Genomic DNA, 24,813 nt, shown 5'->3' with positions numbered 1-24,813 from the left:
TCGTCATGGGTGGCGACTCAATCCTTGCTGCCGGTCTTCCAGCGCAAGCCAAAGCCGAAGCGCTGGTCCATCATCTCGTGCGCGCTGGTGCGGCCCTGCTGCTCGAAGTATTCGACCATCTTGGTCACCTGCAGGCGACCGCCCTGGTTCTCGATCATGGCGATCGCGCACATCATCTGGCGCCCGCCCTGGTCGAGGCGTACCTCGATCGGGGCCTGGTTCGGCACCGCCACCGTCACCACGCCGTCGGTGGCCGACCAGTTCGGCACGCCTTCGTAGATGAAGGAGAAGATCAGCGCGCGGCGGATCTGGTCGAACTGGTCGCCGTTGATCCACAGGTTCTCGCCGCCGGTGGCCGCGCCGGTGCGGTCGTCGGCGTCGAGCTTGATGTAGGGGAGTCCATCGTAGTCGCCCCAGGCATTGCCGAGCGCCTGCACCAGGCCCTTGCGGCCGTCGGCCAGCTCGAACATGCAGCCGAGATCCAGGTCGATGCCGCCGCCCGGACGGCGCGGCCGGCCTGCGTTACCCAGGGCGCCGGTGATGCGGCCGAGGAAGCCGGTCCGTTCCGGCGCCGGCGCTGAGGCTGGATTGGACATCGACGACTGGTTCCAGTTCAAGTTGACGTGGATGCGGCCGTAGCCGCGGCCGGCCGCCTTGTCGAGCGAGACCTTGTCGCCGCGCTTTTCCAGCGTGATCTTCGACAGCGAGACCTTTGGCGCAGCAGGTGCGGCCGGTGCGGCAGGAGCCGCCGGCGACGGCGACGCCGGCTTGGCCTCGGTGCCACCGAAGTGCGCCAGCAGCGCCGACAGGCCGCCATTGAAGCCCTGGCCCACGGCGCCGAAGCGCCACTGGCCGTCGCGCCGGTAGAGTTCCGCCACGATCACCGCCTTTTCGTCGCCGAAGTCGCTGCCCGACCACGGGAAGCGCAGCGCGCTGCCCAGGGTCAGCGAACTGGCGCCGAGCGCACGCATGGTCTGCGTGCCGTCGATGGCGGCCACGAAGACCAATTTGGCGATCGAGGCCGGCAAGGCGTCGAGGTTCACGTCAAAGCTCGCCTTGCTGCCCGAGAGGGCCAGGCGCACCGCGTCGCCCGGGCTGGCCAGCTGGTTGTAGAAAACCATGTAGCGGTCGTCCGAGAGCTTGTCGGCGGCGTCCAGCCCGAAGCAGGACACGTCGACCGACATGCCCGGCGCATTGATGTCGATCTCGACCGGGAAGCGCGTGCCGGCGCCCAGGTCCGCCAGCTTGCCTTTCTGGCCGCGTGCAAAGGTGTTCATGTGTTTTCCTTTTCGATAAAGGCGGCCGGCCAGCCCGGCGCCTCGGTGGGGTCGGATCCGAACAGGTGCGACTGCGCGACCATGCGCTCGGCCCAGGCGCGGTGCGTGGCCACTTCGCACATCGACTCGTGCAGCTTGAAGACGGCCGGGCTGTTCGGGTCGAGGATCGCGCGCGCCGCTTCCAGGTCTTGCGGTTTCACCTTGTAGTGCGCCTCGATCGGCGCGACCTGGGTCGGGTGGATCGCCGTCTTGCCGACCATGCCGTAAGCCAGGTCTTCCTGGACTTCCTGGTCCAGCAGTGCGGGCAGGTCGAGGTGCTCGAACACCGGCGCCGTCAGCGCGAAACCGTAGGGGCGGAAGATGGTCACCAGCCGGGCGATCGCCGGGCCCAGCGGCGTGCGGTAGATCGTCATGCCGCGCGGCCGCCGCAGCCCCAGGAGGGCCAGCAGGTCGTTGCCGCCGATGCGCAGCGCCAGGATGCGGTTGCGGATGCCGGGTTGCTGCAGCAGGTCGCGGAAGGCTTCCATTTCGCTTTCGCTGAACACCTCGGCGGTCTCCAGCGTCGGCATCAGCATGTGGTCGGTGCCGCGCACCAGCTTCACATACGACTCCAGGTTGTGGCGCGTGGCTTTCGGGATCACGAAGCCGGTCAGCTTGTGCGCGCCCTGCATGGCCAGCACGCGCGCCAGCACTTCCGGATTGCGCACGCGGACGAAACGCTCGGCCGCCACGTCCGTGCGCATGTTCTCCAGCACCACGGCCAGGTTGAACAGCGCCCAGCTCAGTTCGCGGTCGGCAACGGCGTCCTCGGTGCAGAAGATCAGCGAGCGCACGCCGGGCAGCTTTTCGCCGTTGGCGATGTCGAGCAAATGTTTGTGGTTGGCCGGCACGTACAGCGACGCGCCCATCGATTTATGCATCCGATGCACTCCTGATCAGGGAAACAGCTTGGTAGGGTAGTTGCGGGTCGACCTCGACCGCTACCCCTTTTTCTTCGGCCAGCAGGCGCAGGTGCGCGGTGGCAGGGGATTGGGGATCGCGCAGCACCAGCAGGCGCGGCGCGCGGCGCAGCAGCACCCGGGTCGCTTCGCCGATGCCGGGCTTGATGAGGTTGACGTCGCCGATGCCGTAGCGCGCCATGGCGGCCGCAATGTAGGCGCGCGAGCGTTCGGCGGCGGCTTGCGTGTCGATGGCCTGCGCCGCGACAGGGGCGCTTTCCGCCAGTGCCAGCGCGCGTTCTTCCAGTGCGTCGACAAAGGCGCGCGAACGGTCCTGCGGCGCGAAATCGCTGTACAGCACGCAGCCGTGGAAATCGTCCGGGCCGATGGCTTCGTTCAGCACCGAGCGGCTGACCAGGCCCGACACCGTCGCATTCAGGATGCTCGACGGGATCAGGTAATCCTCGCAGGAGGCGGCGCAGGCGGCGCTGCCGGCCAGGTCGGACAGCACGTGCAGGCCGCTGTCGATGGCGCTGCCGTTGTCAATGTTGAAGCGTTCGACGGATGCCGCCAGCTCGCGCGCGATCACGCCCTTGCCGGTCCAGCCGTCGACGAAGACGATGGACGCCGGCGCATGGCCCCGTGCCAGGATGTGGCGCAGGGCGTTGGCGTCGATGCCGCGGTCGCGCACGATGGAGACCGAATAATGGGCCGTGCTGCGGCCGTGCACGCGTTCGAGCAGGCGCCGCAAGACCACGCCAATCGGCGTGCCGCCGCGCGCCAGCGAGACCAGCGTGACCGGCCCCTGGCGGCGTGCGGCAATCAGCCCGGCCAGCACCAGGCAGTCGCGCGCCATGCGCTCGCCATTGGCGGCGCAGGCCTGTTCGAACACGGCTTCGTAGCGTGGCGAGGGCAGGCGCTCGGGCGAGAGCATCTCGCTGTAGTGGCGCCGGCCGGACTGGATCAGTTTTTCCTTTTCGCCCACATCCTCGACGAAGTCGGCCAGCGGCAGCGGCTTGAGCAGGAACGTGACGTCGGCGCCCGCATAGCTGCCGGAGAAGTTCACAGCGCCTCCACGGTCAGTTTCGACAGCTGCGTGCGGCGCGGGATGATGGCGTAGTCGCAGTCGGCCATGAAGCGCGCATCCGAGCGGCTGTCGCCCATGCCGAAGCTGATGATCTCGCCATGCTCGCGCACCAGGCGCTCGCGCACGTAGGCCACCGCGTTCGCCTTGTCCAGCGCGGTCGGCAGGATGGCCAGGTTGTTGCCGTTGCGGTGCACGCAGTAGTCGCCGTGGCCGTCCGCGATCCAGGGGCGCACCACCTCGTCCTCGATCGGCGTCAGGTTGGCCACGACCTTGTCCGGGTCCTTCACCACGATGAAGAAGGGCGTGCCGGCATCCTCGACCAGGCGCGCACGGCCCTTGAAGCCGGTGCGCACGGCATGGGCGTTGATGCGCGCGCCGAGCTGCTGCAGGCCGGGCAGGGCGGCCGTCATCTTCTCGTGCATCCGCGCTTGCCAGGCGCTGTCGATGCTGCCGTCGGGCTGCAGGATCACGCCGCCGAAGTTCAGGATCGCGTAGCTGCTGAAACCCAGGTGCACGCGGCGGAAGGCGTCGATGCTGCGCGCGGTGGTCGGGATCACCGTCATGCCCTCGCTGGCGAAAGCGAAGAACGCGCGCTGGGCCGGCGTGGTCAGGGAACAGACGCTGCCGTTGGCGTAATACGCCGCCGGCTCCAGGTTCTCGCGCACCGCGCATTTTTCCAGGGTCTGGAACAGGGTGTCGTCCAGGTCAGCGAACAGGAACTTCTTCAACGTGGTCCTCGGTTTGATAATGGAACAGGCGCGCGCCGAGCTGGTGCGCCGCGTCCAGCAGCGCAGCGTTCGGCGGCGTCTCGTGGCAGACCAGCACGGCGTCGTACTGGCCGGGCGCCACGTTGTACAGGTAATTGGCGATGCCTTCGCCGTAGTTGTCGGGGAAGGTCAAGGCATGCGACACGGCACCCCAGGTCAGGATGGGCGAACGCGTGGTCGACTGCACCACCACGTCCAGGCCGCGCGCTTCCAGTGCCGCGCCAAGCAGGGTCGAGGCGTGCATGAATTCGCCGGTGCCGAGCACCAGCACCTTCGCGCCTTGTGCGATCTCCTGCGCCAGGCGCGCGGCCAGGGTCTCGGGCGCATGCAGCGGGCGCGCCAGGCCGAGGCGGCCGAAGCCGGGATTGGCGCCGCGTTCGGCCTGGGCATCGTAGCGCTGGGCCGGCGCGGCATTGAGCACTGCAGCCACCGGAATGTCGGCCGCCGCGAAGCGGTATTCGCCTTCGATCAGGGCGCCCATGGTGGTCGGAATGCCGAAGCGCGCCGTCAAGCCATCGGTGGCGGCGGCGCCCATGAAGTTCACGATCACGCTCAGGTGCACGCGCTCGATCGACGGGTTCAGGCGCCGGCAGGCGGCGGCCAGGTTCACGAACGTGTTGCCGGTGCTGGCTTCGTCGTCCACCAGCACGATGCTGCGCGCACCCAGCAGCAGGCCGCGTTCGTGCTCGCCTTCCGGCATGTGCAGGAACTGGCGCGGCGCATGGCTGTGCGCTTCCTCGAATTCGATGATGTCGCCGCTGCCGACGCGGTAGCGCGTGGTGTGGACGAACAGCGCCTCGCGCCCCGGGTTCGCGCGCAGCCAGGCTTCGAACACGCCCTGGCCGAGGCCGATCGCCGTTTCCGCCATGGCGATGAACAGCACCGGGCCCTCGCTGGCGGGGATATCCGCGGCCAGGCGCTCGTGCACGGCCAGCATCGCCGAAGGACGCACCGGCCAGTGCTTGCCCAGCACCTTGCTCAGGAAGAGAAAGCCGCGCCTGGCGTTGGCGCGCGCGGCAAAGCCGAGCAGCTCGTCGAGTTCGTGCGCGCCCTTGGTGAGCGTGACGTCGAGCCGGCCGGTCGGCAGTTCGGCGCTGCGTTTGGCCGACAGGCCGGGATCGCTGCGCGCGTTCATGCCAGCTCCAGGGCCTGGGACAGTTCGCCGACGCGGATGCCGTTGCGCACCGGCGCCACCTCGACCCGGTCGAAGCCGTCGGCAAAGCCGCGCAGGGCGATGTACGGGAGGTTGGGGCCGGCCACGCAGGCCATGCCGATGCCGCCCGACATGCGCGGGTTGATTTCGAGGAGGCGCGGCTTTCCTGCGGCCTCGCGGAACTGCACATTGAAATAGCCGTTCAGGCCATAGGCGCGCGCCAGGCTGGCGGTGGCCTGCAGGATGTCGTCACGCTGGTCGATGCGCTGGCCGCTGCCCGATTGCGCCGATTTGCGGCGCGCCACGGCTGCCACCAGGCGGCCATTGTCGCCCACGCAGTCGACGCTGTATTCGCGCCCGTCCAGATACTCCATCAGCAGCATCGTGCGGAACTGGCCCATGGCGGGCAGGGCGCGCCGGAAGTCGTCGAGCGACACATGGTATTCGGCGCCGGCCAGCAGCAGTTCGGCGCTGCTGCGGTGTTCGTCGAGGATGGCGAAGCCGAGGCCGTAGATCGAGTGCGAAGGCTTCACGCACAGCTTGGCGTGGCGGCGGCGCAGGGCGTCGTAGGCTTCTTCGAACTCGGCGGCGTTCTCGAAGCGGCGGAACGCGGCCACCGGGGCTTCGGGCAGCACGGCTTCTTCGTAGAAGCGGGCCTTGTCGTGGATGAACTGCAGGGTCTCGGCCGAGGCGGTGCTGAGCACGCGCGTGCCGATGGCCTCGAAACGGTCGTGGGCGCCGGCCAGCAGGGTGGCTTCGCGTCCCGGGACGAAGATGTCGATCTTTCGTTCGCGGCAGAAGGCGAGGCACCAGTCGACGTATTGGTCGGGTTCCAGGCCGGTCGGTTCGGTGTGGAATTCGTGGGCCAGGCGCGCGGCCGGCGTGCGGGAATTGGGATTGCTGTGGACGATGTGGAAGCGTCCTTCGGTGTCGTCGCGGCGGATCAGTTCGATCGCGGCGTAGACGGACGAGAACGTACGGTTGAACCAGACGCGCATGAAGTCCTTCTTGTAGCAGGTAAAAGCTGCCCCGCACGCGGGCGGGGCAAGGGCAGGCGTCGCATGACGCCTGCGATCCGGTCCGGATGTCGAATCAGACGTTGACGCCGAACGAGCGTGCGAGTGGGCCCAGGCCGCCGTTGTAGCCCTGGCCGACGGCGCGGAATTTCCAGTCGCCGCCTGCGCGGTACAGTTCGCCGAAGATCATCGCGGTTTCGGTCGAGCTGTCTTCCGACAGGTCGTAGCGGGCGATCTCGGCGTTGGTGCCGGCATTCACGCAGCGGATGAAGGCCTTGCCGATCATGCCGAAGTTCTGGCGGCGCGCTTCGGCGTCGTGGATGGTGACGCAGAACGAGACCTTGTCGACGTCGGCCGGCACACGGGTCAGGTCGACCAGCAGGGTCTCGTCGTCGCCGTCACCCTGGCCGGTGGTGTTGTCGCCGTTGTGGACGACCGAGCCGTCGGTGGACTTCAGGTTGTTATAGAAGATGAAGTCGGCGTCGCCGCGCACCTTGGCGTCGGACTTGAGCATGAAGGCGCTGCCGTCCAGGTCGAAGGCCGCGCCGTCGGTCGAACGCGGGTCCCAGCCCAGGCCGATCAGGACCTTGGTGAGGTTCGGTGCTTCTTTGCTCAGGTTGACGTTGCCGCCTTTTTGCAGACTGATTGCCATTACAAACCCTTTCAGTTCAGTTGAATTAACACTGCTCGTTGTTTTGCGCCGTGGCATACCGGGTGGCGAATGGATTGCCTCGGCAGCCAATATAGGCGTTAATTGCCCGATTGTACATAAGGGGGCTTATGGCAGGCTTAGGGAAGAATTTCGCAGGTGATATATGCATGCGTGCGTGGGGCTGTTGCCTGCCCTTGTATTGGTATGCACGATCCGCGTGGGCTCGAGAGCCCACCCTACGGGACAAGTCATCGGCTCGCGGTGATGAAACCTGCGGCCTACCGGGTTTTGCTTTTCGCTGCCGCGAGCCCGCGGCCTCGTCCGTAGGGTGGGCTCTCGAGCCCACGCGGATTCAAGGCACCGATAACAGAGCAGGCAACAGCCCCACTAACGGATGACCATAACGCTTCTGAAACTCAGCTATTGCATTCCAAGAAAACCCTTCGTATAATGCGGCTCCCCGGGCGGTTAGTTCAGTTGGTTAGAATACTTGGTCGACATCCAAGGGGTCGCAGGTTCGAATCCTGCACCGCCCACCAAAGACACTTCAAACAGTCGCAGAGCCCTTCGCGGTTCTGCAGAGAAAAGGCGCAACAGTGCCTTTTCTGTGCTGGTCAGCTAGACCAGATTCCTTCTTCTCCACGCTACTGCGAAAAATGCGCAACAAGGGTTCACATACCCCCGATTATCTTGTTGCGTCAAGCCCCTTTGCGCGCTATACTAGCCGGCTTCGGTATGGATTGGTCTTTTTCGAATCCGTACTTTTTCCTAGTAGTTAAACAACCCCCGCCCAATCGTAGGTGGGAATGGAGAAAAAATGAGCCTGGGCCTTCTCGGTCGCAAGGTTGGCATGATGCGCATCTTCACGGATGACGGGGACTCGATCCCAGTCACCGTGCTCGACGTATCGAACAACCGTGTCGCGCAAATCAAAACTCCTGAAACCGACGGCTATGCCGCAGTTCAGGTCGCATTCGGTCAACGTCGCGCTTCCCGCGTGACCAAGGCTGTTGCGGGTCACCACGCCAAAGCTGGTGTGGAAGCCGGTACGATGCTGAAGGAATTCCGCGTCGAAGCCGCCAAAGCCGCCGAACTCAAAACCGGCGACACCGTGAACGTTTCGCTGTTCGAAGTGGGCCAGAAAATCGACGTGCAAGGCACCTCGATCGGTAAGGGCTACGCCGGTACCATCAAGCGTTACAACTTCTCGTCGGGTCGTCAGACCCACGGTAACTCGCGTTCGCACAACGTTCCTGGCTCCATCGGTATGGCGCAGGATCCGGGCCGCGTGTTCCCTGGCAAGCGCATGACCGGTCACATGGGCGACGTTACCGTCACCACCCAGAACCTGGAAATCGCTCGTATCGACGCTGAGCGTCAGCTGCTGCTGGTGAAGGGTGCCGTTCCTGGCGCCAAGAACGGCCAAGTGGTTGTCAAGCCAGCCGTCAAAGTCAAAGCCAAGAAGGGAGCTTAATTATGGAACTTCAGCTCCTGAATGAGCAAGGTCAAGCCGGCGCCGCTGTTGCAGCTACCGATGAAGTCTTCGGCCGCGAATACAACGAAGCCCTGATTCACCAGGTCGTGGTCGCCTACGCTGCCAATGCACGTAGCGGTAACCGCAAGCAGAAAGACCGTGAAGAAGTCAGCCACACCACCAAGAAGCCATGGCGCCAAAAAGGCACCGGCCGCGCTCGTGCTGGTATGTCGTCGTCGCCACTGTGGCGCGGCGGTGGTCGCATCTTCCCGAACTCGCCTGACGAAAACTTCACCCACAAAGTGAACAAGAAGATGTTCCGTGCAGGTATCTGCTCGATCTTCTCGCAGCTGGCCCGCGAAGGCCGCCTGGTCGTCATCGAGAACCTGTCGATCGAAGCACCGAAGACCAAGCTGCTGTCGCAAAAGCTGCAGGGCATGGGCCTCGAATCGGTCCTGGTGATCACCGACACCATCGAAGAAAACCTGCTGCTGGCCTCGCGTAACCTGCCGAACGTGCTGGTTGTCGAGCCTAAAGCTGCTGACCCGATGTCGCTGGTGTTCTACAAAAAAGTCCTGGTCACGAAAGCTGCTCTGGCCAAGATCGAGGAGATGTACGCATGAGCACCGCAATCAAATTCAGCGAAGAGCGCCTGATGAAGGTGCTGCTGGCTCCGGTCATTTCCGAGAAGGCTACCTTCATCGCGGAAAAGAACGAGCAGATCGTGTTCAAGGTCCTGCCTGACGCGACCAAGCCAGAAATCAAGGCTGCCGTCGAACTGCTGTTCAAAGTCGAAGTGGAATCGGTGCAGACCGTGAACCGCGAAGGCAAGCAAAAGCGTTCGGGCCGTTTCAACGGTCGCCGCAACCACACCAAGCGCGCTTTCGTGTGCCTGAAGCCAGGCCAGGAAATCAATTTTGTCGAGGAGGCTAAATAATGGCACTCGTTAAGATGAAGCCAACCTCCCCAGGCCGCCGCGGCATGGTGAAAGTTGTGAACAGCGACCTGTACAAGGGCCGTCCGTTCGCAGCACTGGTTGAAAAGAAATCGAAGACTGCTGGCCGTAACAACAACGGTCACATCACCACCCGCCACATCGGCGGTGGCCACAAGCATCACTACCGTCTGGTCGACTTCAAGCGCCAGAAGGACGGCATTCCTGCCAAGGTCGAGCGTATCGAATACGACCCGAACCGTAGCGCGCACATTGCACTGCTGTGCTACGCCGACGGTCACCGTGCGTACATCATCGCCACCAAAGGCATGGCTGTCGGCGACAGCGTGATGAACGGTTCGGAAGCGCCGATCAAGTCGGGCAACTGCCTGCCGATCCGCAACATCCCGATCGGTACCGTGATGCACTGCGTCGAAATGCTGCCAGGTAAGGGTGCCCAGATGGCCCGTACCGCCGGCGCCGGCGTGGTCCTGATGGCCCGTGAAGGCACCTACGCCCAGGTTCGCCTGCGCTCGGGTGAAGTCCGTCGCGTTCACATCGAATGCCGTGCAACCGTGGGTGAAGTCGGCAACGCCGAGCACAGCCTGCGCAAGATCGGTAAAGCTGGCGCGATGCGCTGGCGCGGTGTTCGTCCTACCGTTCGCGGTGTGGTCATGAACCCGATCGACCACCCGCACGGTGGTGGTGAAGGCCGTACGGCAGCTGGTCGCCATCCGGTGTCGCCATGGGGTCAACAGACCAAGGGCAAGAAGACGCGTTCGAACAAGCGCACTTCGTCGATGATCGTCTCGCGCCGCGGCAAGAAATAAGGATAAATCATGACTCGTTCATTGAAAAAAGGGCCGTTCGTTGACGCCCACCTGGTGAAAAAAGTCGAGACCGCGCAAGCGACCAAAGACAAGAAGCCAGTCAAAACCTGGTCGCGCCGCTCGACGATCACTCCTGACTTCATCGGTCTGACGATCGCTGTCCACAACGGCAAGCTGCACGTGCCGGTGTACGTCTCGGAGAACATGGTCGGCCACAAGCTCGGCGAGTTCGCGCTGACCCGTACGTTCAAGGGCCACGCCGCTGACAAGAAGGCGAAAAAATAATGGAAACTAAAGCTATCCTCAAAGGCGTGCGCCTGTCGGAACAAAAGGGCCGCCTGGTTGCGGACCTGATCCGCGGCAAGAAAGTTGACGCAGCACTCAACATTCTGCAGTTCAGCCCGAAAAAAGGCGCGACCATCATCAAGAAGGTTCTCGAGTCGGCAATCGCCAACGCGGAACACAATGATGGCGCCGACATCGACGAGCTGAAAGTCGTTCAGATCTACGTTGAAAAGGGCCCGATCCTGAAGCGCTTTACTGCTCGTGCAAAAGGCCGCGGCGATCGCATTTCGAAACAATCCTGTCACGTCTACGTGACTGTCGGTAACTAAGGAGCAAACGATGGGTCAGAAAATCCACCCAACCGGCTTCCGCCTGGCGGTCACCCGTAACTGGGCATCGCGCTGGTACGCTGGCAACGGCAACTTCGCCGACATGCTGAAGGAAGACCTGGAAGCACGTACTTTCCTGAAGAAGAAGCTGAAGAACGCTTCGGTCGGCCGCATCGTCATCGAGCGCCCAGCCAAGAACGCGCGCTTCACCATCTACTCGTCGCGTCCTGGTGTTGTGATCGGTAAAAAAGGCGAAGACATCGAAGTGCTGAAGTCGTCGCTGACGAAGATCATGGGCGTGCCTGTGCACGTCAATATCGAAGAAATCCGCAAGCCGGAAATCGATTCGCAGCTGATCGCCGATTCGATCTCGCAGCAGCTGGAAAAGCGCATCATGTTCCGCCGCGCGATGAAGCGCGCAATGCAAAACGCAATGCGCCTGGGCGCCGTCGGCATCAAGATCATGTCGTCGGGCCGTCTGAACGGCATCGAAATCGCACGTACCGAATGGTACCGCGAAGGCCGTGTGCCTCTGCACACCCTGCGCGCCGATATCGACTACGGCACCAGCGAAGCGTCGACCACCTACGGCATCATCGGTGTCAAGGTCTGGGTCTACAAAGGCGACCGTTCGGTCACCGGCGAAGCCCCGGTCATCGACACCCCGCCGGACGAGAAGAAGCCACGCGGCCCACGTCGTGACGATGGCAAGCCATCGCGCGGCCCACGCCCAGCTGGCGGCGCCCGCCCAGGTAATGCAGCACCGACCGTGCGTGCTCGTCCAGCCGTCAAGCTGGCGACCCCGGCTGCCGCTGCACCAGCTGAGAAAGCAGGAGAATAAGCATGCTGCAACCATCGCGCAGGAAGTATCGTAAAGAGCAGAAAGGCCGTAACACCGGCATTTCGCACACCCGCGGCACCGCGGTCTCGTTCGGTGAATTCGGTCTGAAGGCAGTTGCCCGCGGCCGTATCACCGCGCGCCAGATCGAAGCGGCACGTCGCGCCATGACCCGTCACATCAAGCGTGGCGGTCGTATCTGGATCCGTATCTTCCCGGACAAGCCGATCTCGAACAAGCCGGCCGAAGTCCGTATGGGTAACGGTAAAGGTAATCCGGAATACTACGTCGCTGAAATCCAGCCAGGCAAAGTCCTGTACGAGATGGACGGCGTCGCAGAAGAACTGGCGCGCGAAGCATTCCGCCTGGCCGCTGCCAAACTGCCACTGGCTACCACGTTCGTCGTGCGCCAGGTCGGCCAATAACAGGAGTTGAATATGAAAGCATCGGAACTCCGCGGCAAGGACCAGGAAGCGCTGCAAAAGGAGCTGAATGAGCTGCTGAAGGCCCAATTCGGCCTGCGCATGCAAATCGCTACCCAGCAGCTGGGCAATACCGCGCAGCTCAAGAAAGTACGTCGCGACATCGCGCGTGTGAAGACTGTGATGAACTCGAAGGAAGCCAAATGAACGACACCACTAAAACGGCGCTGAAGCGTACGCTGGTCGGCAAAGTCGTGTCCGACAAAATGGACAAGACCGTCACCGTGCTGATCGAGCGTCACGTGAAGCACCCGCTGTACGGCAAGATCATCGTGCGCTCGAACAAGTATCACGCGCACGACGAAACCAACCAGGCCAAGACCGGCGACACGGTCGAGATCTCGGAAGGTCGCCCGATCTCGAAGACGAAAGCTTGGACTGTTACCCGTGTTGTGCAGGTTGCACAGGTACTGTAAGCAGTAAAAATTAGTCTTGCGTGGCCCGCTGGTATCTGAGATACTAGCGGGCTTCGTTCATGTGTTGCCGCAGTTTGTCCCCCTCGGTAACTGCGGCCTGTTCGAAGTTTATTGGAAAGTCCAATCACCCAATCGTAGCGCTCCAGCAGGGGCGGTGCGGCGGGACCAAGACTGACCGCAGGCCTACGGTTCGCCGTGGGGTTTCTTCGGCTTAAGTTGGGAAAGAAAATACTATGATTCAAACCGAAAGCCGGCTCGAAGTAGCCGACAACACCGGTGCAAAAGAAGTTTTGTGCATCAAGGTGTTGGGCGGCTCCAAGCGCCGTTATGCGAGCATTGGCGACATCATCAAGGTAACCGTCAAGGTTGCTGCGCCACGTGGCCGTGTCAAAAAAGGTGAAATTTATAACGCTGTGGTTGTGCGTACCGCTAAAGGTGTGCGCCGCCAAGACGGCTCCCTGGTGAAGTTCGACGGCAATGCCGCAGTACTGCTGAACGCCAAGCTGGAACCGATCGGCACCCGTATCTTCGGACCAGTGACGCGCGAGCTGCGCACTGAAAAGTTCATGAAGATCGTGTCCCTGGCACCTGAAGTACTGTAAGGAGTCGCAATGGATAAGATTCGTAAAAACGACGAAGTCATCGTTTTGGCCGGTAAAGACAAGGGCAAGCGTGGCGTGGTTTCGCGTCGCGTCGACGCCGAGCACGTCATCGTCGATGGCGTGAACGTCGCCAAGAAGGCCGTCAAGCCGAACCCGATGACCGGCGTCCAAGGTGGTATCGTCGACAAGGCGATGCCGATTCACGTCTCCAACGTCGCGCTGTTCAACGCCGCGACCGGCAAGGCTGACCGCGTAGGCTTCAAAGACCAGGACGGCAAGAAAGTCCGCGTCTACAAGTCTTCCGGCGAAGAAGTGAAGGTGTAAGAACATGGCCCGTCTCCAACAATTCTACAAAGACAAAGTCGTCGCTGACCTGACCGAGAAATTCGGTTACAAGTCGGTGATGGAAGTGCCGCGCCTGACCAAGATCACCCTGAACATGGGTGTTGGTGAAGCGATCGCCGATAAGAAAGTGCTCGAGCACGCTGTCAGCGACCTGACCAAGATCGCCGGCCAGAAGCCAGTGACCACCAAGTCGCGCAAGGCAATCGCAGGTTTCAAGATCCGCGAAGGCTACCCGATCGGTACCATGGTTACCCTGCGTGGCAACCGCATGTACGAGTTCCTGGATCGTTTCATCACCGTGGCCCTGCCGCGCGTGCGTGACTTCCGTGGCGTGAACGGCAAATCGTTCGATGGTCGTGGCAACTACAACATCGGCGTCAAGGAACAGATCATCTTCCCTGAAATCGATTACGACAAGATCGACGCGCTGCGTGGCATGAACATCTCGATCACCACCACCGCTAAGACCGACGACGAAGCCAAAGCGCTGCTCGCCGCCTTCAAATTCCCGTTCAGGAACTAAGAGCATGGCAAAACTTGCACTGATTAACCGCGAACAGAAGCGTGCAGACCTGGTGGAGAAATTCGCCGCAAAGCGTGCAGCTCTGAAAGCGATCATCGACGACCAGTCGAAGACCGAAGAAGAACGTTACGAAGCGCGCCTGAAACTGCAGGCCCTGCCACGTAACTCGGCGCCGACCCGCCAGCGTAACCGCTGCGCCATGACCGGCCGCCCACGTGGCACCTTCCGTAAGTTCGGCCTCGCCCGTACCAAAATCCGCGAATTCGCCATGAAGGGCGAAATTCCGGGTATGACCAAAGCCAGCTGGTAATAGGAGAATAAGCAATGAGTATGAGCGATCCTATCGCCGATATGCTGACCCGCATTCGCAACGCACAAACTGTTCAAAAGACCACGGTCGCAATGCCGTCGTCGAAAGTCAAGGTTGCCATTGCCAACGTCCTGAAGGACGAGGGTTACATTGAGGATTTCGCCGTGTCCACCGAAGGTGGCAAGTCGGAACTGAAAATCGGTTTGAAGTATTACACCGGCCGTCCGGTCATCGAGCGCATCGAGCGCGTTTCCCGTCCTGGCCTGCGTGTCTACAAAGGCAAAGACGAGATCCCGACCGTCATGAACGGCCTGGGCGTGGCGATTGTGTCGACCCCGCAAGGCGTGATGACTGACCGCAAAGCCCGCGCCACCGGCGTCGGCGGCGAAGTTATCTGCTACGTAGCTTAAGGAGTAGACGATGTCTCGAGTAGCTAAGATGCCAATCGCTGTCCCAGCTGGCGCCGAAGTGGCGATCACTGCAGCAGCGATCACGGTCAAAGGCCCACTGGGCACCCTGACCCAGCCGCTGAACGGCCTGGTCAAGGTAGAAAACAACAACGGCACGCTGACGTTCGACGTGGTGGACGATTCGCGTGAATCGAACGCCATGTCGGGCACCCTGCGCGCCCTGGTCAACAACATGGTTACCGGCGTCACCAAGGGCTTCGAGAAGAAGCTGAACCTGGTGGGCGTGGGCTACAAGGCAGCAGTGCAGGGCAACGCCCTGAACCTGTCGCTGGGCTTCTCGCACCCGGTGCTGCACGCGATGCCGGAAGGCGTCACCGCAGCAACCCCGACCCCGACCGAAATCCTGATCAAGGGTATCGATCGTCAAAAGGTCGGCCAGGTTGCCGCTGAAGTGCGCGCTTACCGCTCGCCTGAGCCTTACAAAGGCAAGGGTGTCCGTTATTCGGACGAAGTGGTGAAGCTTAAAGAAACCAAGAAGAAATAATCGGAGCTGACATGGACAAGAAACAATCGCGTCTGCGTCGCGGACGCCAAACCCGCATCAAGATCGCCCAGCTGGGCGTGAATCGCCTGTCGATTCACCGCACCAACCTGCACATCTATGCGAACCTGATCAGCCCGGATGCGAAGGTCCTGGTTTCGGCTTCGACGCTGGAAGCAGAAGTGCGCGCTGAACTCGGTGGCAAATCCGGCGCCGGCGGCAACGCTGCAGCCGCCGCCCTGGTTGGCAAGCGCGTCGCAGAAAAAGCACTGAAAGCAGGAATCACCGAAGTCGCATTCGACCGTTCGGGTTTCCGTTACCACGGCCGTGTCAAGGCGCTGGCAGATGCCGCGCGTGAAGCCGGTCTGAAGTTCTAAGGAAGAATCGTCATGGCAAAAATGCAAGCGAAAATGGCAAGCGACAAGCCGGATGATGGCATGCGCGAAAAAATGATCGCGATCAACCGCGTGACCAAAGTGGTCAAGGGTGGTCGTATCATGGGTTTTGCAGCGCTGACCGTTGTCGGTGACGGCGATGGCCGCATCGGCATGGGCAAAGGCAAGTCGAAGGAAGTTCCAGTCGGCGTGCAAAAAGCGATGGAAGAAGCCCGCCGCAACCTGATCAAGGTGCCCCTCAAGAACGGTACGCTGCACCACACCGTCACCGGTCGTCACGGCGCCTCGCGCGTCCTGATGTCGCCGGCCAAGCCGGGTACCGGCGTGATCGCTGGTGGCGCAATGCGCGCTATCTTCGAGGTGATGGGCGTGACCGACGTGGTCGCCAAGTCGACCGGTTCGTCGAACCCGTACAACCTGGTTCGCGCGACCCTCGACGGTCTGGCAAAAATGAGCACTCCGGCTGACATCGCTGCCAAGCGCGGCAAGTCGGTTGAAGACATCCTGGGTTAAGGGGAACAAACATGGCAAACACTGTCAAAGTCAAGCTCGTCAAGGGCCTGATCGGTACCCGTCAGGATCACCGTGCCACCGTGCGCGGCCTGGGTCTGCGTCGTGTCAACTCGGTTTCCGAGCTGCAGGACACCCCGTCCGTGCGTGGCATGATCAACAAAGTCGCGTACCTCGTTAAAGTTGTTTCGTAAGCCGCGGCTTACGTACGGAGAAACTAATGGAACTCAATACCATTCAACCAGCTGACGGCGCCAAGCATGCGAAGCGCCGCGTCGGCCGCGGTATCGGCTCCGGCCTGGGCAAGACCGCCGGTCGCGGTCACAAGGGTCAGAAATCGCGTTCGGGCGGCTTCCACAAGGTCGGCTTCGAAGGCGGCCAGATGCCTCTGCAGCGTCGTCTGCCGAAGCGCGGCTTCAAGTCGCTGAACGCCACCTTCAAGGCTGAAGTCCGTCTGTCGGACCTGAACGCCCTGGCCGTCGGCGAGATCGACATCCTGGTGCTGAAGCAAGCAGGCATCCTGCCGGTGGTGGCACGCGACGTGCGCGTCATCCTGTCGGGCGAGATCACCAAAGCGGTGACCCTCAAGGGCCTGAAAGCGACCGCGGGCGCGAAAGCGGCCATCGAAGCAGCTGGCGGTTCGGTCGCGTAAAGCGATCGCTGCCTGATCGGAGCAAAAATTGGCGACTAATTCACAACTTGGTAAAAGCGCCGCCGCCGGATTCCCCTGGGGCCGGCTGTGGTTTTTGCTTGGCGCATTGGTCGTGTACCGCATCGGTGCTCATATCCCGGTCCCCGGGATTGATCCGGTCGCGCTGGCGTCGCTGTTCAAGGAAAACTCGAACGGCATCCTGGGCATGTTCAACATGTTCTCGGGGGGCGCGCTGTCCCGCTTTACCGTGTTCGCACTCGGGATCATGCCCTACATTTCGGCTTCGATCATCATGCAGCTGGGGTCGATCGTCTCGCCGCAACTGGAAGCGCTGAAGAAGGAAGGCGAAGCAGGGCGCCGCAAGATCACCCAGTACACCCGTTACTTCACGGTGGCACTGGCTCTGTTCCAGGCGTTCGGCATCGCCGTCGCGCTCGAGGCCCAGCCGGGTCTCGTGCTCGAACCAGGCATGGCATTCCGCTTCGTCACGGTCGTGACCCTCTTGACCGGCACCATGTTCCTCATGTGGCTGGGCGAGCAGATCACCGAACGTGGCCTGGGCAACGGCATTTCGATCATCATTTTCGCCGGTATCGCAGCCGGTCTGCCGTCGGCACTGGGTGGCCTGTTCACCCTGGTCTCGAACGGTTCGATCAGCAGCATCGCCGCGATCATTATCGTCATCCTGGTGGTTGCGGTTACGTATGCAGTCGTGTTCGTTGAACGCGGTCAGCGCAAGATCCTCGTGAATTACGCCAAGCGCCAGGTCGGCAACAAGGTGTACGGTGGCCAAACCAGCCACCTGCCCCTGAAGCTGAACATGGCCGGCGTGATCCCGCCGATCTTCGCGTCCTCGATCATCCTGTTCCCGGCGACGATCGTCGACTGGTACACGCGGGGCAAGGACTCCAGCGGCCCGTTCATCGGGTTCCTGAAAGACCTGGCCGCCTCGCTGACGACCGGTGAGCCGATCCACGCGTTGCTGTATGCGGTGGCGATTGTGTTCTTCTGCTTCTTCTACACCGCGCTGGTATTCAACAGCAAGGAAACGGCGGACAACTTGAAGAAGAGCGGCGCGTTTGTTCCGGGCATCCGTCCGGGCGAGCAGACCGCACGCTACATCGACAAGATCCTGATGCGCCTGACCCTGGCCGGTGCGGTCTATATCACCCTCGTGTGCCTGGTGCCGGAGTTCCTGCAGTCGTTCTGGAAAGTTCCTTTCTATTTCGGCGGCACGTCGCTCCTGATTATCGTGGTGGTGACCATGGACTTCATGGCACAAGTGCAGAACTATGTCATGTCGCAGCAATACGAATCGCTGCTGCGCAAGGCTAACTTCAAGGGCGGAATCCCGTCGCGTTAAGCGGCAGGAGGAATGGACCGAATGGCAAAAGACGACGTCATCCAAATGCAGGGCGAGATTCTCGAGAATCTCCCAAATGCGACATTTCGGGTAAAGCTGGAAAACGGGCATGTGGTCCTGGGGCATATCTCGGGTAAAATGCGGATGAACTATATCCGCATCCTCCCGGGCGACAAGGTAACGGTTGAGCTTACGCCGTACGACTTGTCCCGGGCGCGCATCGTATTCCGCACCAAGTAAAAAATATTAAGTAAACTCACCAGAGAGAGTACAAAATGAAAGTTAATGCTTCAGTCAAGCGGATCTGCCGCAACTGCAAGATCATCAAGCGCAAGGGCGTGGTCCGCGTGATCTGCGTCGAGCCGCGTCACAAGCAGCGTCAAGGTTAAGAGGAATAACGAATGGCACGTATTGCAGGGGTTAACATCCCAAATCATCAGCACACTGTTATCGGCCTGACGGCGATCTACGGTGTTGGCCGTCCACGTTCGCAGAAAATCTGCGAAGCGACCGGTATCGCGACCAACAAGAAGGTCAAGGACCTGGACGACAACGAACTCGAGAAGCTGCGTGACGAAGTCGCGAAGTTTGTCGTGGAAGGCGACCTGCGCCGCGAACTGTCCATGAACATCAAGCGTCTGATGGATCTGGGTTGCTACCGCGGCATGCGTCACCGTAAGGGTCTGCCAGTGCGCGGTCAGCGTACCCGCACCAATGCACGTACCCGCAAAGGTCCGCGCAAGGCCGCTCAATCGCTGAAGAAATAATCTAGGAACCGACCATGGCTAAGCAACAAAGCAGCGCAGCAGCAGCTCGCGTCCGCAAGAAAGTCAAGAAGAACGTGGCTGAGGGCATCGCCCACGTCCACGCTTCGTTCAACAACACCATCATCACGATCACCGACCGCCAGGGCAACGCCCTGTCGTGGGCGACGTCGGGTGGCGCTGGCTTCAAGGGTTCGCGTAAATCGACCCCGTTCGCGGCACAGGTCGCTGCTGAAGCAGCCGGCAAGGTCGCTCAAGAAAGCGGCGTGAAGAACCTGGAAGTGCGCATCAAGGGCCCAGGCCCAGGCCGTGAATCGGCTGTGCGTGCACTGAACAACCTGGGCATCAAGATCACCGAGATCCAGGACGTTACCCCAGTTCCGCACAACGGCTGCCGTCCGCCGAAGCGTCGTCGTATCTAAGGCAGGGGCGGGGAGTCCCCCGCCTTTTCCTTGATCGCAGCGCGGAAGCAACGCGTCGTATCAAATATGCCGGTGCAGTCGCCCAGATTGGGTTATACTGCCCGGCTATTCTCGCCTCGGACTCATCCTCCGGGGCGTTCTTTCAGCCACGTCCGCTCATACATGGGTCGGACTAGCGCCTGCCGCATCGTTCGCGATGCCTCCGGGGCGTGATTAATACATCAAAGGATTCAACGTGGCACGTTATATCGGACCAAAAGCAAAACTGTCGCGCCGTGAAGGCACCGACCTGTTCCTGAAGAGCGCACGCCGCTCGCTCGATTCGAAGTGCAAACTGGACGTCAAGCCAGGCCAGCACGGCGTCAAGTCGGGTGCCCGCACCTCGGACTACGGCAACCAGCTGCGTGAAAAGCAGAAGGTCAAGCGCATGTACGGCATCCTGGAACGCCAGTTCCGCCGCTACTTCGCCGAAGCGTCGCGCCGCAAGGGCAACACCGGCGAAACCCTGCTGAAGCTGCTGGAATCGCGCCTGGACAACGTTACCTACCGCATGGGCTTCGGCTCGACCCGTGCCGAAGCGCGCCAGCTGGTCAGCCACAAGGCCTTCACCGTCAACGGTAACGTCGTGAACATCGCTTCGTACGCCGTCAAGACCGGCGACGTCATCGCCGTTCGCGAAAAGGCCAAGAAGCAAGTGCGTATCATCGAAGCCCTGTCGCTGGCCGAACAAGTCGGCATGCCGAGCTGGGTCTCGGTCGACAGCAAGAAGATGGAAGGCACCTTCCGTTCGTTCCCAGAGCGTAACGAGATCGCCGCCGACGTCAACGAAGCGCTGATCGTCGAACTGTACTCGCGTTAATAAAACGTCGTACATGCGCCCGCTCCTCACCGAGCGGGCGTTGCAGTTTTCAGAATTCACCACATGCCATCAGCCTTATCGGTGTAACGAGCCGAGGGTATTGAAGAGGACATTTCATGCAAAATAGTTTGTTGAAGCCACGTATCATCGACGTCGAAGCCCTGGGCGCCGGTCACGCAAAAGTCGTGATGGAGCCGTTCGAACGTGGTTATGGCCACACGCTGGGTAACGCGCTGCGCCGCGTCCTGCTGTCGTCGATGATCGGCTACGCGCCGACCGAAGTGACCATCGCCGGCGTCGTGCACGAGTACTCGTCGCTCGACGGCGTGCAGGAAGACGTCGTCGACCTGCTGCTGAACCTGAAGGGTGTCGTGTTCAAGGTGCACAACCGTGACTCCGTGACCCTGACCCTGAAAAAGGAAGGCGAAGGCGCCGTCCTGGCATCGGACATCGATCTGCCGCATGACGTGGAACTGATCAACCCGGATCACGTGATCGCTCACCTGACCGCCGGTGGCAAGCTGGACATGCAGATCAAGGTCGAGAAGGGCCGTGGTTACGTGCCGGGTAACGTCCGTCGGCTGTCGGAAGACACCAACAAGACGATCGGCCGCATCATCCTGGACGCATCGTTCTCGCCAGTGCGCCGCGTGTCGTACGCCGTCGAATCGGCGCGCGTCGAGCAGCGTACCGACCTGGACAAGCTGATCATCAACATCGAGACCAACGGCGTCATCACCCCGGAAGAAGCGATCCGCCAGTCGGCACGCGTCCTGGTTGACCAGCTGAACGTCTTCGCCGCGCTGGAAGGCACGGAAGCGGCTGCCGAAGCACCATCGCGTGCTCCGCTGGTCGATCCGATCCTGCTGCGTCCGGTCGACGACCTGGAACTCACGGTCCGTTCGGCAAACTGCCTGAAGGCCGAGAACATCTACTACATCGGCGACCTGATCCAGCGTTCGGAAAACGAACTGCTCAAGACGCCGAACCTGGGCCGCAAGTCGCTCAACGAAATCAAGGAAGTCCTTGCTTCGCGCGGCCTGACCCTGGGCATGAAGCTGGAAAACTGGCCACCAGCCGGCCTCGAAAAGTAATTTGTCGTACCTATCCGGACACCATTGTCCGGATAGTCCTAACCCTTAATAACCGGTCCGCGTTCTGCGCAAGCCTGAACGATCGAAGAACTGGATTTCATACACTCGAAAGGAAGTACCATGCGTCACCGTCACGGCCTCCGTAAGCTGAACCGTACCTCGTCCCACCGTCTCGCCATGCTGCGCAACATGACCGTCTCGCTGCTGCGTCATGAAGCCATCAAGACCACCGTGCCGAAAGCCAAGGAACTGCGTCGCGTCATCGAACCGATCCTGACCCTGGGCAAGACCGACACCCTGGCCAACAAGCGCCTGGCATTCGCCCGCCTGCGCGACCGCGAAATGGTGCAGAAGCTGTTCGCCGAACTCGGCCCACGTTACGCCAACCGCAACGGCGGCTACCTGCGCATCCTGAAAATGGGTTTCCGCGTGGGCGACAATGCGCCGATGGCCTACGTCGAACTGCTGGACCGTCCGGAAGTCACCTCGGCTGAAGAAGCACCGACCGCCGAGTAATCGCTTCTCGCGAATGAAAAAACCAGGCCTCGCGCCTGGTTTTTTTTCGCCTGCGCGGCGTGCATCGAGCAATGGCGCCGGCCGATCGTGCCTGTTACCCATCGGTACGCAGTCCGGTGTACCATTCCTGCGCTGTCGTCATCCAAAGGAAGTCATGTCCCTGTTCCGTCTCCGTCCGATCCGCGCGCCGCTGCTGGCCGCTTTGTCGCTGCTGTTCATTGTCCTTGCCGTGCTGGCCGCGCCAGGCCGCGCGCAGGACTTCCTCGACCCGGCCGTCGCCTTCAAGTTCTCCGCGCGCATGGACGGCGACCGCACCGCGGTCGTCACCTACGACATCGCCCCCGGCTACTACATGTACCGCGAGCGCTTTGCCTTCACGGCGCGTGGCGCAAGCCTGGGTGCGCCGCAGATCCCGGCCGGCAAGGTGAAGTTCGACGAGACCTTTGGCAAGGAAGTCGAGACCTATCATGGTTCGGTGACGATCCGCATCCCGGTCGAAGGGGGCGGTGCCTTCACCCTGAACGCCACCAGCCAGGGCTGCGCCGATGCCGGCCTGTGCTATCCGCCGCAGGAACACACTGCGCAACTGACGGCAGCCGGCGCCGCGGCGCCGCAGGCGAGCATTCCGCTCGGCGCAAATGGCGCGGCGCCGGCGCCGTTGTCGTCGGCGCCGCAGGGCGAGGGCGGCGCTGCTGCGCGCCTCGGCTTGCCGGTCGAGCGCGCGCCGGCAGTCGATACGCCTGCTCAGGCAGCGGTCCAGCAACCCGCCACGGATACGCCGGCGGGCGGCACGCCGCCCGCCGCCAGTCCCGCGTCATCGGCCGCCGTCGCCGCTTCGCCGTCGGGTGCCGCCACTGCGCGATCGGTCGCCGCCGCGCCATCCGACCTGTCCGCCATCGACTCCGTGCTGCAGGGCGGCCGCCTGCTGGCCATCGTCCCGGCCTTCATCCTGCTCGGCCTGGGCCTGGCGTTTACCCCCTGCGTGTTGCCGATGGTGCCGATCCTGTCCTCGATCATCGTGGGCGAGGGCGGCAAGGCGAAGCGCTCGCGCGGCCTGGTGCTGTCGATCACCTATTCGCTCGGCATGGCCATCGTCTACACGGCGCTGGGCGTGGCGGCCGGCCTGATCGGCGAGGGCTTGGCCGCCGCGCTGCAGAACCCCTGGGTGCTGGGCGCCTTTGGCCTGCTGATCGTGGCGATGGCAATGTCGATGTTCGGCTTCTACGAACTGCAGGTGCCAGCCGCGCTGCAGACAAGGCTGAGCGGCGTGTCGAACCGCCAGGCCTCGGGCAAGCTGGCCGGCGTGTTCGCCATGGGCGCGATTTCGGCCCTGATCGTCGGCCCCTGCGTGGCCGCGCCCCTGGCCGGCGCCCTGGTCTACATCAGCCAGACGCGCGACGTGCTGGTCGGCGGCGCGGCACTGTTCTCGATGGCAGTCGGCATGAGCATTCCGCTGCTGCTGGTCGGCGTCTCGGCCGGCTCGCTGCTGCCGAAAGCGGGCGCCTGGATGGATTCCGTGAAACGCTTCTTCGGCGTGCTGATGCTGGCCATGGCGCTGTGGCTGGTGTCGCCGGTGCTGCCGGCGGTCGCGCAGATGATCCTGTGGGCGCTGCTGCTGCTCGGCTACGGCGCCTATCTGCTGCGCCGGCGCGGCCACTGGGCGGCACTGGCCTTTGGCGCGGCATTCGGCATCCTCGGCGCGATGCAGCTGGTCGGCGTGGCCAGCGGCGGACGCGATCCGCTGGCGCCGCTGGCGCACCTGACGGGAACCCAGAAGCAGCCGCTGCACTTCCAGCGCGTGAAGACGGTGGCCGAGCTCGATGCGGCGCTCGCCCGATTGAACGGCAAGACCGCCATGCTTGACTTCTATGCCGACTGGTGCGTGTCCTGCAAGGAGATGGAAAAGCTGACCTTCGTCGATCCGCAGGTGCAGGCGAAGCTGGCAAATACCGTGCTGCTGCAGGTCGATGTGACGGCGAACGATGCGGATGACAAGGCGATGCTGAAACGGTTTGGTCTGTTCGGGCCGCCCGGGATTATTTTCTTTGACCAGGGTGGCAAAGAGATTGCGGATAGCCGGGTGATAGGCTACCAGAACGCGAGCAAGTTCCTGGTGTCGCTGGAGAGGCTGGATTGATGGGCTGCTGACGCGGAGCGGCTCGACTTGCATGCGTTGTACCGCGTGGGCAGTACGGCTGGCTAGATGCCAGCACTACGAATGCCCACCCTACAAGAACTTCGCCATGGTAGGGTTATCGAAAAAAGGGATGCCGAGGCATCCCTTTTTGTTGCTACATCTGCCTGATTTAGCTTTGCATGGCTGCGCTGCGGGCGCCGTGATGACCAGGACCGCCGTGGCCATGGTGCTTGCCGAAGCCGCCGCGCATCGGCTGGCTGTCGAACACTTTCTTCTGTTCCGGCGTGAGCACGGCATAGAAGTTGTTCAGGGCGGCCAGACGCGCTTCCATGCGTGCGGTGCGTTGTTTTTGGCGCTCGACCATGCGTTCCATGCGCTGCGGCGCGGGCAGGGCGGCGAACTGGGCTCGCTCTCCGGTCTTGCCCGTACCTTGATGCTGCGGACGCTGCGCCGGTTTGCCGGCGGCGAGGAAGGCGGCAAACGCCGGTTCCTGCTGCGCGGTGAGTTTCAGGTCGGCGCGCAGCTTGGCGGCGCGTGCGGCCTGGCGTTCGGCGCGCTTGGCCTGGAACTCTGCGCGCTTGGCCTGGCGTTCGGCCTGGTGGGCCGCGCGCTGCTCGGCCGTGACGGCATGACCGTGGCGGCCTTCCGGCGCGGCAGCCGGGGTGGTCTGGGCAAACGCGGCGCCGGCGAAACCGACAGCGGCAAAGGCAACCAGGATCTGCTTGCGAAGGGTGTTCATGTGATGTCCTTTCAGTGTGTGAGTCAGCCGTTGCGTGCAAGTGAACTGCGCTCTGCACGGAATCCATCATCTCGAAAAAGTGTAAGCGCAGCGTGTCCCCTGTCCCGCACTTTGTATCAATATGTTTCCCTGTTGAATCCATATACATACCGA

The 24,813-nt window shown here is 62.2% G+C and carries 37 protein-coding genes and 1 tRNA gene; 30 read left to right on the top strand and 8 right to left on the bottom strand.

The annotated features are described in order from the left end of the window. Positions 1 to 17 precede the first annotated feature (17 nt). The 7 genes from ACWYRN_RS06560 to ACWYRN_RS06530 form a co-directional block, all read right to left on the bottom strand. A complete protein-coding gene (locus tag ACWYRN_RS06560; protein ID WP_488691666.1) occupies positions 18 to 1,277 on the bottom strand; it encodes a TerD family protein in 1,260 nt (419 codons plus the stop codon). Further along, entirely contained in the window at positions 1,274 to 2,197 is a 924-nt protein-coding gene (locus ACWYRN_RS06555; protein ID WP_488691665.1) for an HpcH/HpaI aldolase/citrate lyase family protein, read from the bottom strand. The genes ACWYRN_RS06560 and ACWYRN_RS06555 overlap by 4 nt, the downstream gene beginning before the upstream one ends. After that, a complete protein-coding gene (locus tag ACWYRN_RS06550) occupies positions 2,190 to 3,281 on the bottom strand; it encodes a cysteine protease StiP family protein (RefSeq protein WP_488691664.1) in 1,092 nt (363 codons plus the stop codon). Before ACWYRN_RS06550 ends, ACWYRN_RS06555 begins: the two co-directional genes overlap by 8 nt. Next, entirely contained in the window at positions 3,278 to 4,030 is a 753-nt protein-coding gene (locus ACWYRN_RS06545; protein WP_488691663.1) for an HAD family hydrolase, read from the bottom strand. The genes ACWYRN_RS06550 and ACWYRN_RS06545 overlap by 4 nt, the downstream gene beginning before the upstream one ends. Next, positions 4,008 to 5,204 (bottom strand): phosphoribosyltransferase domain-containing protein, encoded by a 1,197-nt coding sequence (locus tag ACWYRN_RS06540; RefSeq protein ID WP_488691662.1) that lies wholly within the window; start codon positions 5,202 to 5,204, stop codon positions 4,008 to 4,010. The genes ACWYRN_RS06545 and ACWYRN_RS06540 overlap by 23 nt, the downstream gene beginning before the upstream one ends. Continuing rightward, a complete protein-coding gene (locus ACWYRN_RS06535) occupies positions 5,201 to 6,220 on the bottom strand; it encodes an ATP-grasp domain-containing protein (RefSeq protein WP_488691661.1) in 1,020 nt (339 codons plus the stop codon). Before ACWYRN_RS06535 ends, ACWYRN_RS06540 begins: the two co-directional genes overlap by 4 nt. Before the next feature lie 94 nt (positions 6,221 to 6,314). Beyond that, positions 6,315 to 6,890, bottom strand: coding sequence for a TerD family protein (locus ACWYRN_RS06530; protein ID WP_229437774.1), 576 nt, complete (start codon positions 6,888 to 6,890; stop codon positions 6,315 to 6,317). A gap of 462 nt (positions 6,891 to 7,352) precedes the next feature. Here ACWYRN_RS06530 and ACWYRN_RS06525 point away from each other — a divergent pair. The 30 genes from ACWYRN_RS06525 (at position 7,353) to dsbD (ending at position 23,921) form a co-directional block, all read left to right on the top strand. Further along, a tRNA-Val gene (locus ACWYRN_RS06525) sits at positions 7,353 to 7,429 on the top strand. A 278-nt stretch (positions 7,430 to 7,707) separates the two neighbouring features. Then, on the top strand, positions 7,708 to 8,364 hold the full coding sequence (rplC, locus tag ACWYRN_RS06520) for a 50S ribosomal protein L3 (protein WP_229437773.1): 657 nt from the start codon (positions 7,708 to 7,710) through the stop codon (positions 8,362 to 8,364). A 2-nt stretch (positions 8,365 to 8,366) separates the two neighbouring features. Continuing rightward, positions 8,367 to 8,987, top strand: coding sequence for a 50S ribosomal protein L4 (gene rplD / locus ACWYRN_RS06515; RefSeq protein WP_229437772.1), 621 nt, complete (start codon positions 8,367 to 8,369; stop codon positions 8,985 to 8,987). Beyond that, entirely contained in the window at positions 8,984 to 9,301 is a 318-nt protein-coding gene (gene rplW / locus ACWYRN_RS06510; RefSeq protein ID WP_229437771.1) for a 50S ribosomal protein L23, read from the top strand. Before rplD ends, rplW begins: the two co-directional genes overlap by 4 nt. Continuing rightward, positions 9,301 to 10,128 (top strand): 50S ribosomal protein L2, encoded by an 828-nt coding sequence (rplB, locus tag ACWYRN_RS06505; protein WP_229437770.1) that lies wholly within the window; start codon positions 9,301 to 9,303, stop codon positions 10,126 to 10,128. Before rplW ends, rplB begins: the two co-directional genes overlap by 1 nt. Before the next feature lie 9 nt (positions 10,129 to 10,137). Continuing rightward, the gene (gene rpsS / locus ACWYRN_RS06500) at positions 10,138 to 10,413 is read left to right on the top strand and encodes a 30S ribosomal protein S19 (RefSeq protein WP_229437769.1); all 276 of its coding nucleotides are present in this window, start codon (positions 10,138 to 10,140) and stop codon (positions 10,411 to 10,413) included. After that, a complete protein-coding gene (gene rplV, locus ACWYRN_RS06495) occupies positions 10,410 to 10,742 on the top strand; it encodes a 50S ribosomal protein L22 (RefSeq protein WP_170976705.1) in 333 nt (110 codons plus the stop codon). Before rpsS ends, rplV begins: the two co-directional genes overlap by 4 nt. A gap of 10 nt (positions 10,743 to 10,752) precedes the next feature. Continuing rightward, positions 10,753 to 11,583, top strand: coding sequence for a 30S ribosomal protein S3 (gene rpsC, locus ACWYRN_RS06490; protein WP_229437768.1), 831 nt, complete (start codon positions 10,753 to 10,755; stop codon positions 11,581 to 11,583). Positions 11,584 to 11,585: 2 nt separating this feature from the next. Beyond that, positions 11,586 to 12,005, top strand: coding sequence for a 50S ribosomal protein L16 (rplP, locus tag ACWYRN_RS06485; RefSeq protein WP_005663456.1), 420 nt, complete (start codon positions 11,586 to 11,588; stop codon positions 12,003 to 12,005). 12 nt (positions 12,006 to 12,017) lie between these two features. Continuing rightward, positions 12,018 to 12,209 (top strand): 50S ribosomal protein L29, encoded by a 192-nt coding sequence (gene rpmC, locus ACWYRN_RS06480; protein ID WP_027867254.1) that lies wholly within the window; start codon positions 12,018 to 12,020, stop codon positions 12,207 to 12,209. After that, positions 12,206 to 12,478 (top strand): 30S ribosomal protein S17, encoded by a 273-nt coding sequence (rpsQ, locus tag ACWYRN_RS06475; RefSeq protein ID WP_229437767.1) that lies wholly within the window; start codon positions 12,206 to 12,208, stop codon positions 12,476 to 12,478. Before rpmC ends, rpsQ begins: the two co-directional genes overlap by 4 nt. A gap of 233 nt (positions 12,479 to 12,711) precedes the next feature. Then, positions 12,712 to 13,080: a 50S ribosomal protein L14 gene (gene rplN / locus ACWYRN_RS06470; RefSeq protein WP_005663451.1), complete on the top strand. Its 369-nt coding sequence runs from the start codon at positions 12,712 to 12,714 to the stop codon at positions 13,078 to 13,080. Between the two features lie 9 nt (positions 13,081 to 13,089). After that, the gene (gene rplX, locus ACWYRN_RS06465) at positions 13,090 to 13,404 is read left to right on the top strand and encodes a 50S ribosomal protein L24 (RefSeq protein ID WP_136219936.1); all 315 of its coding nucleotides are present in this window, start codon (positions 13,090 to 13,092) and stop codon (positions 13,402 to 13,404) included. A 4-nt stretch (positions 13,405 to 13,408) separates the two neighbouring features. Beyond that, on the top strand, positions 13,409 to 13,948 hold the full coding sequence (rplE, locus tag ACWYRN_RS06460) for a 50S ribosomal protein L5 (protein WP_229437766.1): 540 nt from the start codon (positions 13,409 to 13,411) through the stop codon (positions 13,946 to 13,948). A 4-nt stretch (positions 13,949 to 13,952) separates the two neighbouring features. After that, positions 13,953 to 14,258, top strand: a complete 306-nt coding sequence (rpsN, locus tag ACWYRN_RS06455) for a 30S ribosomal protein S14 (protein ID WP_141835681.1) — start codon at positions 13,953 to 13,955, stop codon at positions 14,256 to 14,258. A 14-nt stretch (positions 14,259 to 14,272) separates the two neighbouring features. Further along, on the top strand, positions 14,273 to 14,668 hold the full coding sequence (gene rpsH / locus ACWYRN_RS06450; RefSeq protein ID WP_192056827.1) for a 30S ribosomal protein S8: 396 nt from the start codon (positions 14,273 to 14,275) through the stop codon (positions 14,666 to 14,668). 10 nt (positions 14,669 to 14,678) lie between these two features. Beyond that, positions 14,679 to 15,212: a 50S ribosomal protein L6 gene (gene rplF / locus ACWYRN_RS06445; RefSeq protein WP_136219939.1), complete on the top strand. Its 534-nt coding sequence runs from the start codon at positions 14,679 to 14,681 to the stop codon at positions 15,210 to 15,212. Positions 15,213 to 15,223: 11 nt separating this feature from the next. Continuing rightward, positions 15,224 to 15,586, top strand: a complete 363-nt coding sequence (gene rplR / locus ACWYRN_RS06440) for a 50S ribosomal protein L18 (protein WP_229437765.1) — start codon at positions 15,224 to 15,226, stop codon at positions 15,584 to 15,586. A 12-nt stretch (positions 15,587 to 15,598) separates the two neighbouring features. Beyond that, complete coding sequence (gene rpsE, locus ACWYRN_RS06435; protein WP_488691660.1) at positions 15,599 to 16,117, top strand: 30S ribosomal protein S5; 519 nt, start codon at positions 15,599 to 15,601, stop codon at positions 16,115 to 16,117. Positions 16,118 to 16,128: 11 nt separating this feature from the next. After that, positions 16,129 to 16,308, top strand: a complete 180-nt coding sequence (rpmD, locus tag ACWYRN_RS06430; protein ID WP_036246278.1) for a 50S ribosomal protein L30 — start codon at positions 16,129 to 16,131, stop codon at positions 16,306 to 16,308. A 26-nt stretch (positions 16,309 to 16,334) separates the two neighbouring features. Next, positions 16,335 to 16,766, top strand: a complete 432-nt coding sequence (rplO, locus tag ACWYRN_RS06425) for a 50S ribosomal protein L15 (protein WP_229437763.1) — start codon at positions 16,335 to 16,337, stop codon at positions 16,764 to 16,766. 28 nt (positions 16,767 to 16,794) lie between these two features. Continuing rightward, positions 16,795 to 18,129 carry a preprotein translocase subunit SecY gene (secY, locus tag ACWYRN_RS06420; RefSeq protein ID WP_488691659.1) on the top strand — a complete coding sequence of 445 codons (1,335 nt, stop codon included), beginning with the start codon at positions 16,795 to 16,797 and terminating at the stop codon, positions 18,127 to 18,129. A 21-nt stretch (positions 18,130 to 18,150) separates the two neighbouring features. Next, positions 18,151 to 18,369, top strand: a complete 219-nt coding sequence (gene infA, locus ACWYRN_RS06415; RefSeq protein WP_005663428.1) for a translation initiation factor IF-1 — start codon at positions 18,151 to 18,153, stop codon at positions 18,367 to 18,369. Positions 18,370 to 18,404: 35 nt separating this feature from the next. Beyond that, entirely contained in the window at positions 18,405 to 18,518 is a 114-nt protein-coding gene (rpmJ, locus tag ACWYRN_RS06410; protein ID WP_005663407.1) for a 50S ribosomal protein L36, read from the top strand. A gap of 12 nt (positions 18,519 to 18,530) precedes the next feature. Beyond that, positions 18,531 to 18,896 (top strand): 30S ribosomal protein S13, encoded by a 366-nt coding sequence (gene rpsM, locus ACWYRN_RS06405; RefSeq protein ID WP_229437761.1) that lies wholly within the window; start codon positions 18,531 to 18,533, stop codon positions 18,894 to 18,896. A 14-nt stretch (positions 18,897 to 18,910) separates the two neighbouring features. Then, complete coding sequence (gene rpsK, locus ACWYRN_RS06400) at positions 18,911 to 19,315, top strand: 30S ribosomal protein S11 (RefSeq protein WP_005663404.1); 405 nt, start codon at positions 18,911 to 18,913, stop codon at positions 19,313 to 19,315. 235 nt (positions 19,316 to 19,550) lie between these two features. Further along, positions 19,551 to 20,174 (top strand): 30S ribosomal protein S4, encoded by a 624-nt coding sequence (gene rpsD / locus ACWYRN_RS06395; RefSeq protein ID WP_229437760.1) that lies wholly within the window; start codon positions 19,551 to 19,553, stop codon positions 20,172 to 20,174. Positions 20,175 to 20,290: 116 nt separating this feature from the next. Beyond that, the gene (locus ACWYRN_RS06390; RefSeq protein ID WP_026354946.1) at positions 20,291 to 21,268 is read left to right on the top strand and encodes a DNA-directed RNA polymerase subunit alpha; all 978 of its coding nucleotides are present in this window, start codon (positions 20,291 to 20,293) and stop codon (positions 21,266 to 21,268) included. A gap of 120 nt (positions 21,269 to 21,388) precedes the next feature. After that, a complete protein-coding gene (gene rplQ / locus ACWYRN_RS06385; protein WP_005663400.1) occupies positions 21,389 to 21,784 on the top strand; it encodes a 50S ribosomal protein L17 in 396 nt (131 codons plus the stop codon). Between the two features lie 154 nt (positions 21,785 to 21,938). After that, positions 21,939 to 23,921: a protein-disulfide reductase DsbD gene (gene dsbD, locus ACWYRN_RS06380; RefSeq protein WP_488691656.1), complete on the top strand. Its 1,983-nt coding sequence runs from the start codon at positions 21,939 to 21,941 to the stop codon at positions 23,919 to 23,921. A gap of 169 nt (positions 23,922 to 24,090) precedes the next feature. On the opposite strand, the gene ACWYRN_RS06375 is transcribed toward dsbD, so the two are convergent. Further along, entirely contained in the window at positions 24,091 to 24,660 is a 570-nt protein-coding gene (locus ACWYRN_RS06375) for a Spy/CpxP family protein refolding chaperone (RefSeq protein WP_488691655.1), read from the bottom strand. Positions 24,661 to 24,813: the final 153 nt, after the last annotated feature.

The organism is Massilia sp. BAP21 (genome assembly GCF_057801335.1).
The sequence above is the reverse complement of the archived record's forward strand: the minus strand, read 5'-3'. Positions and strand labels throughout refer to the sequence as shown.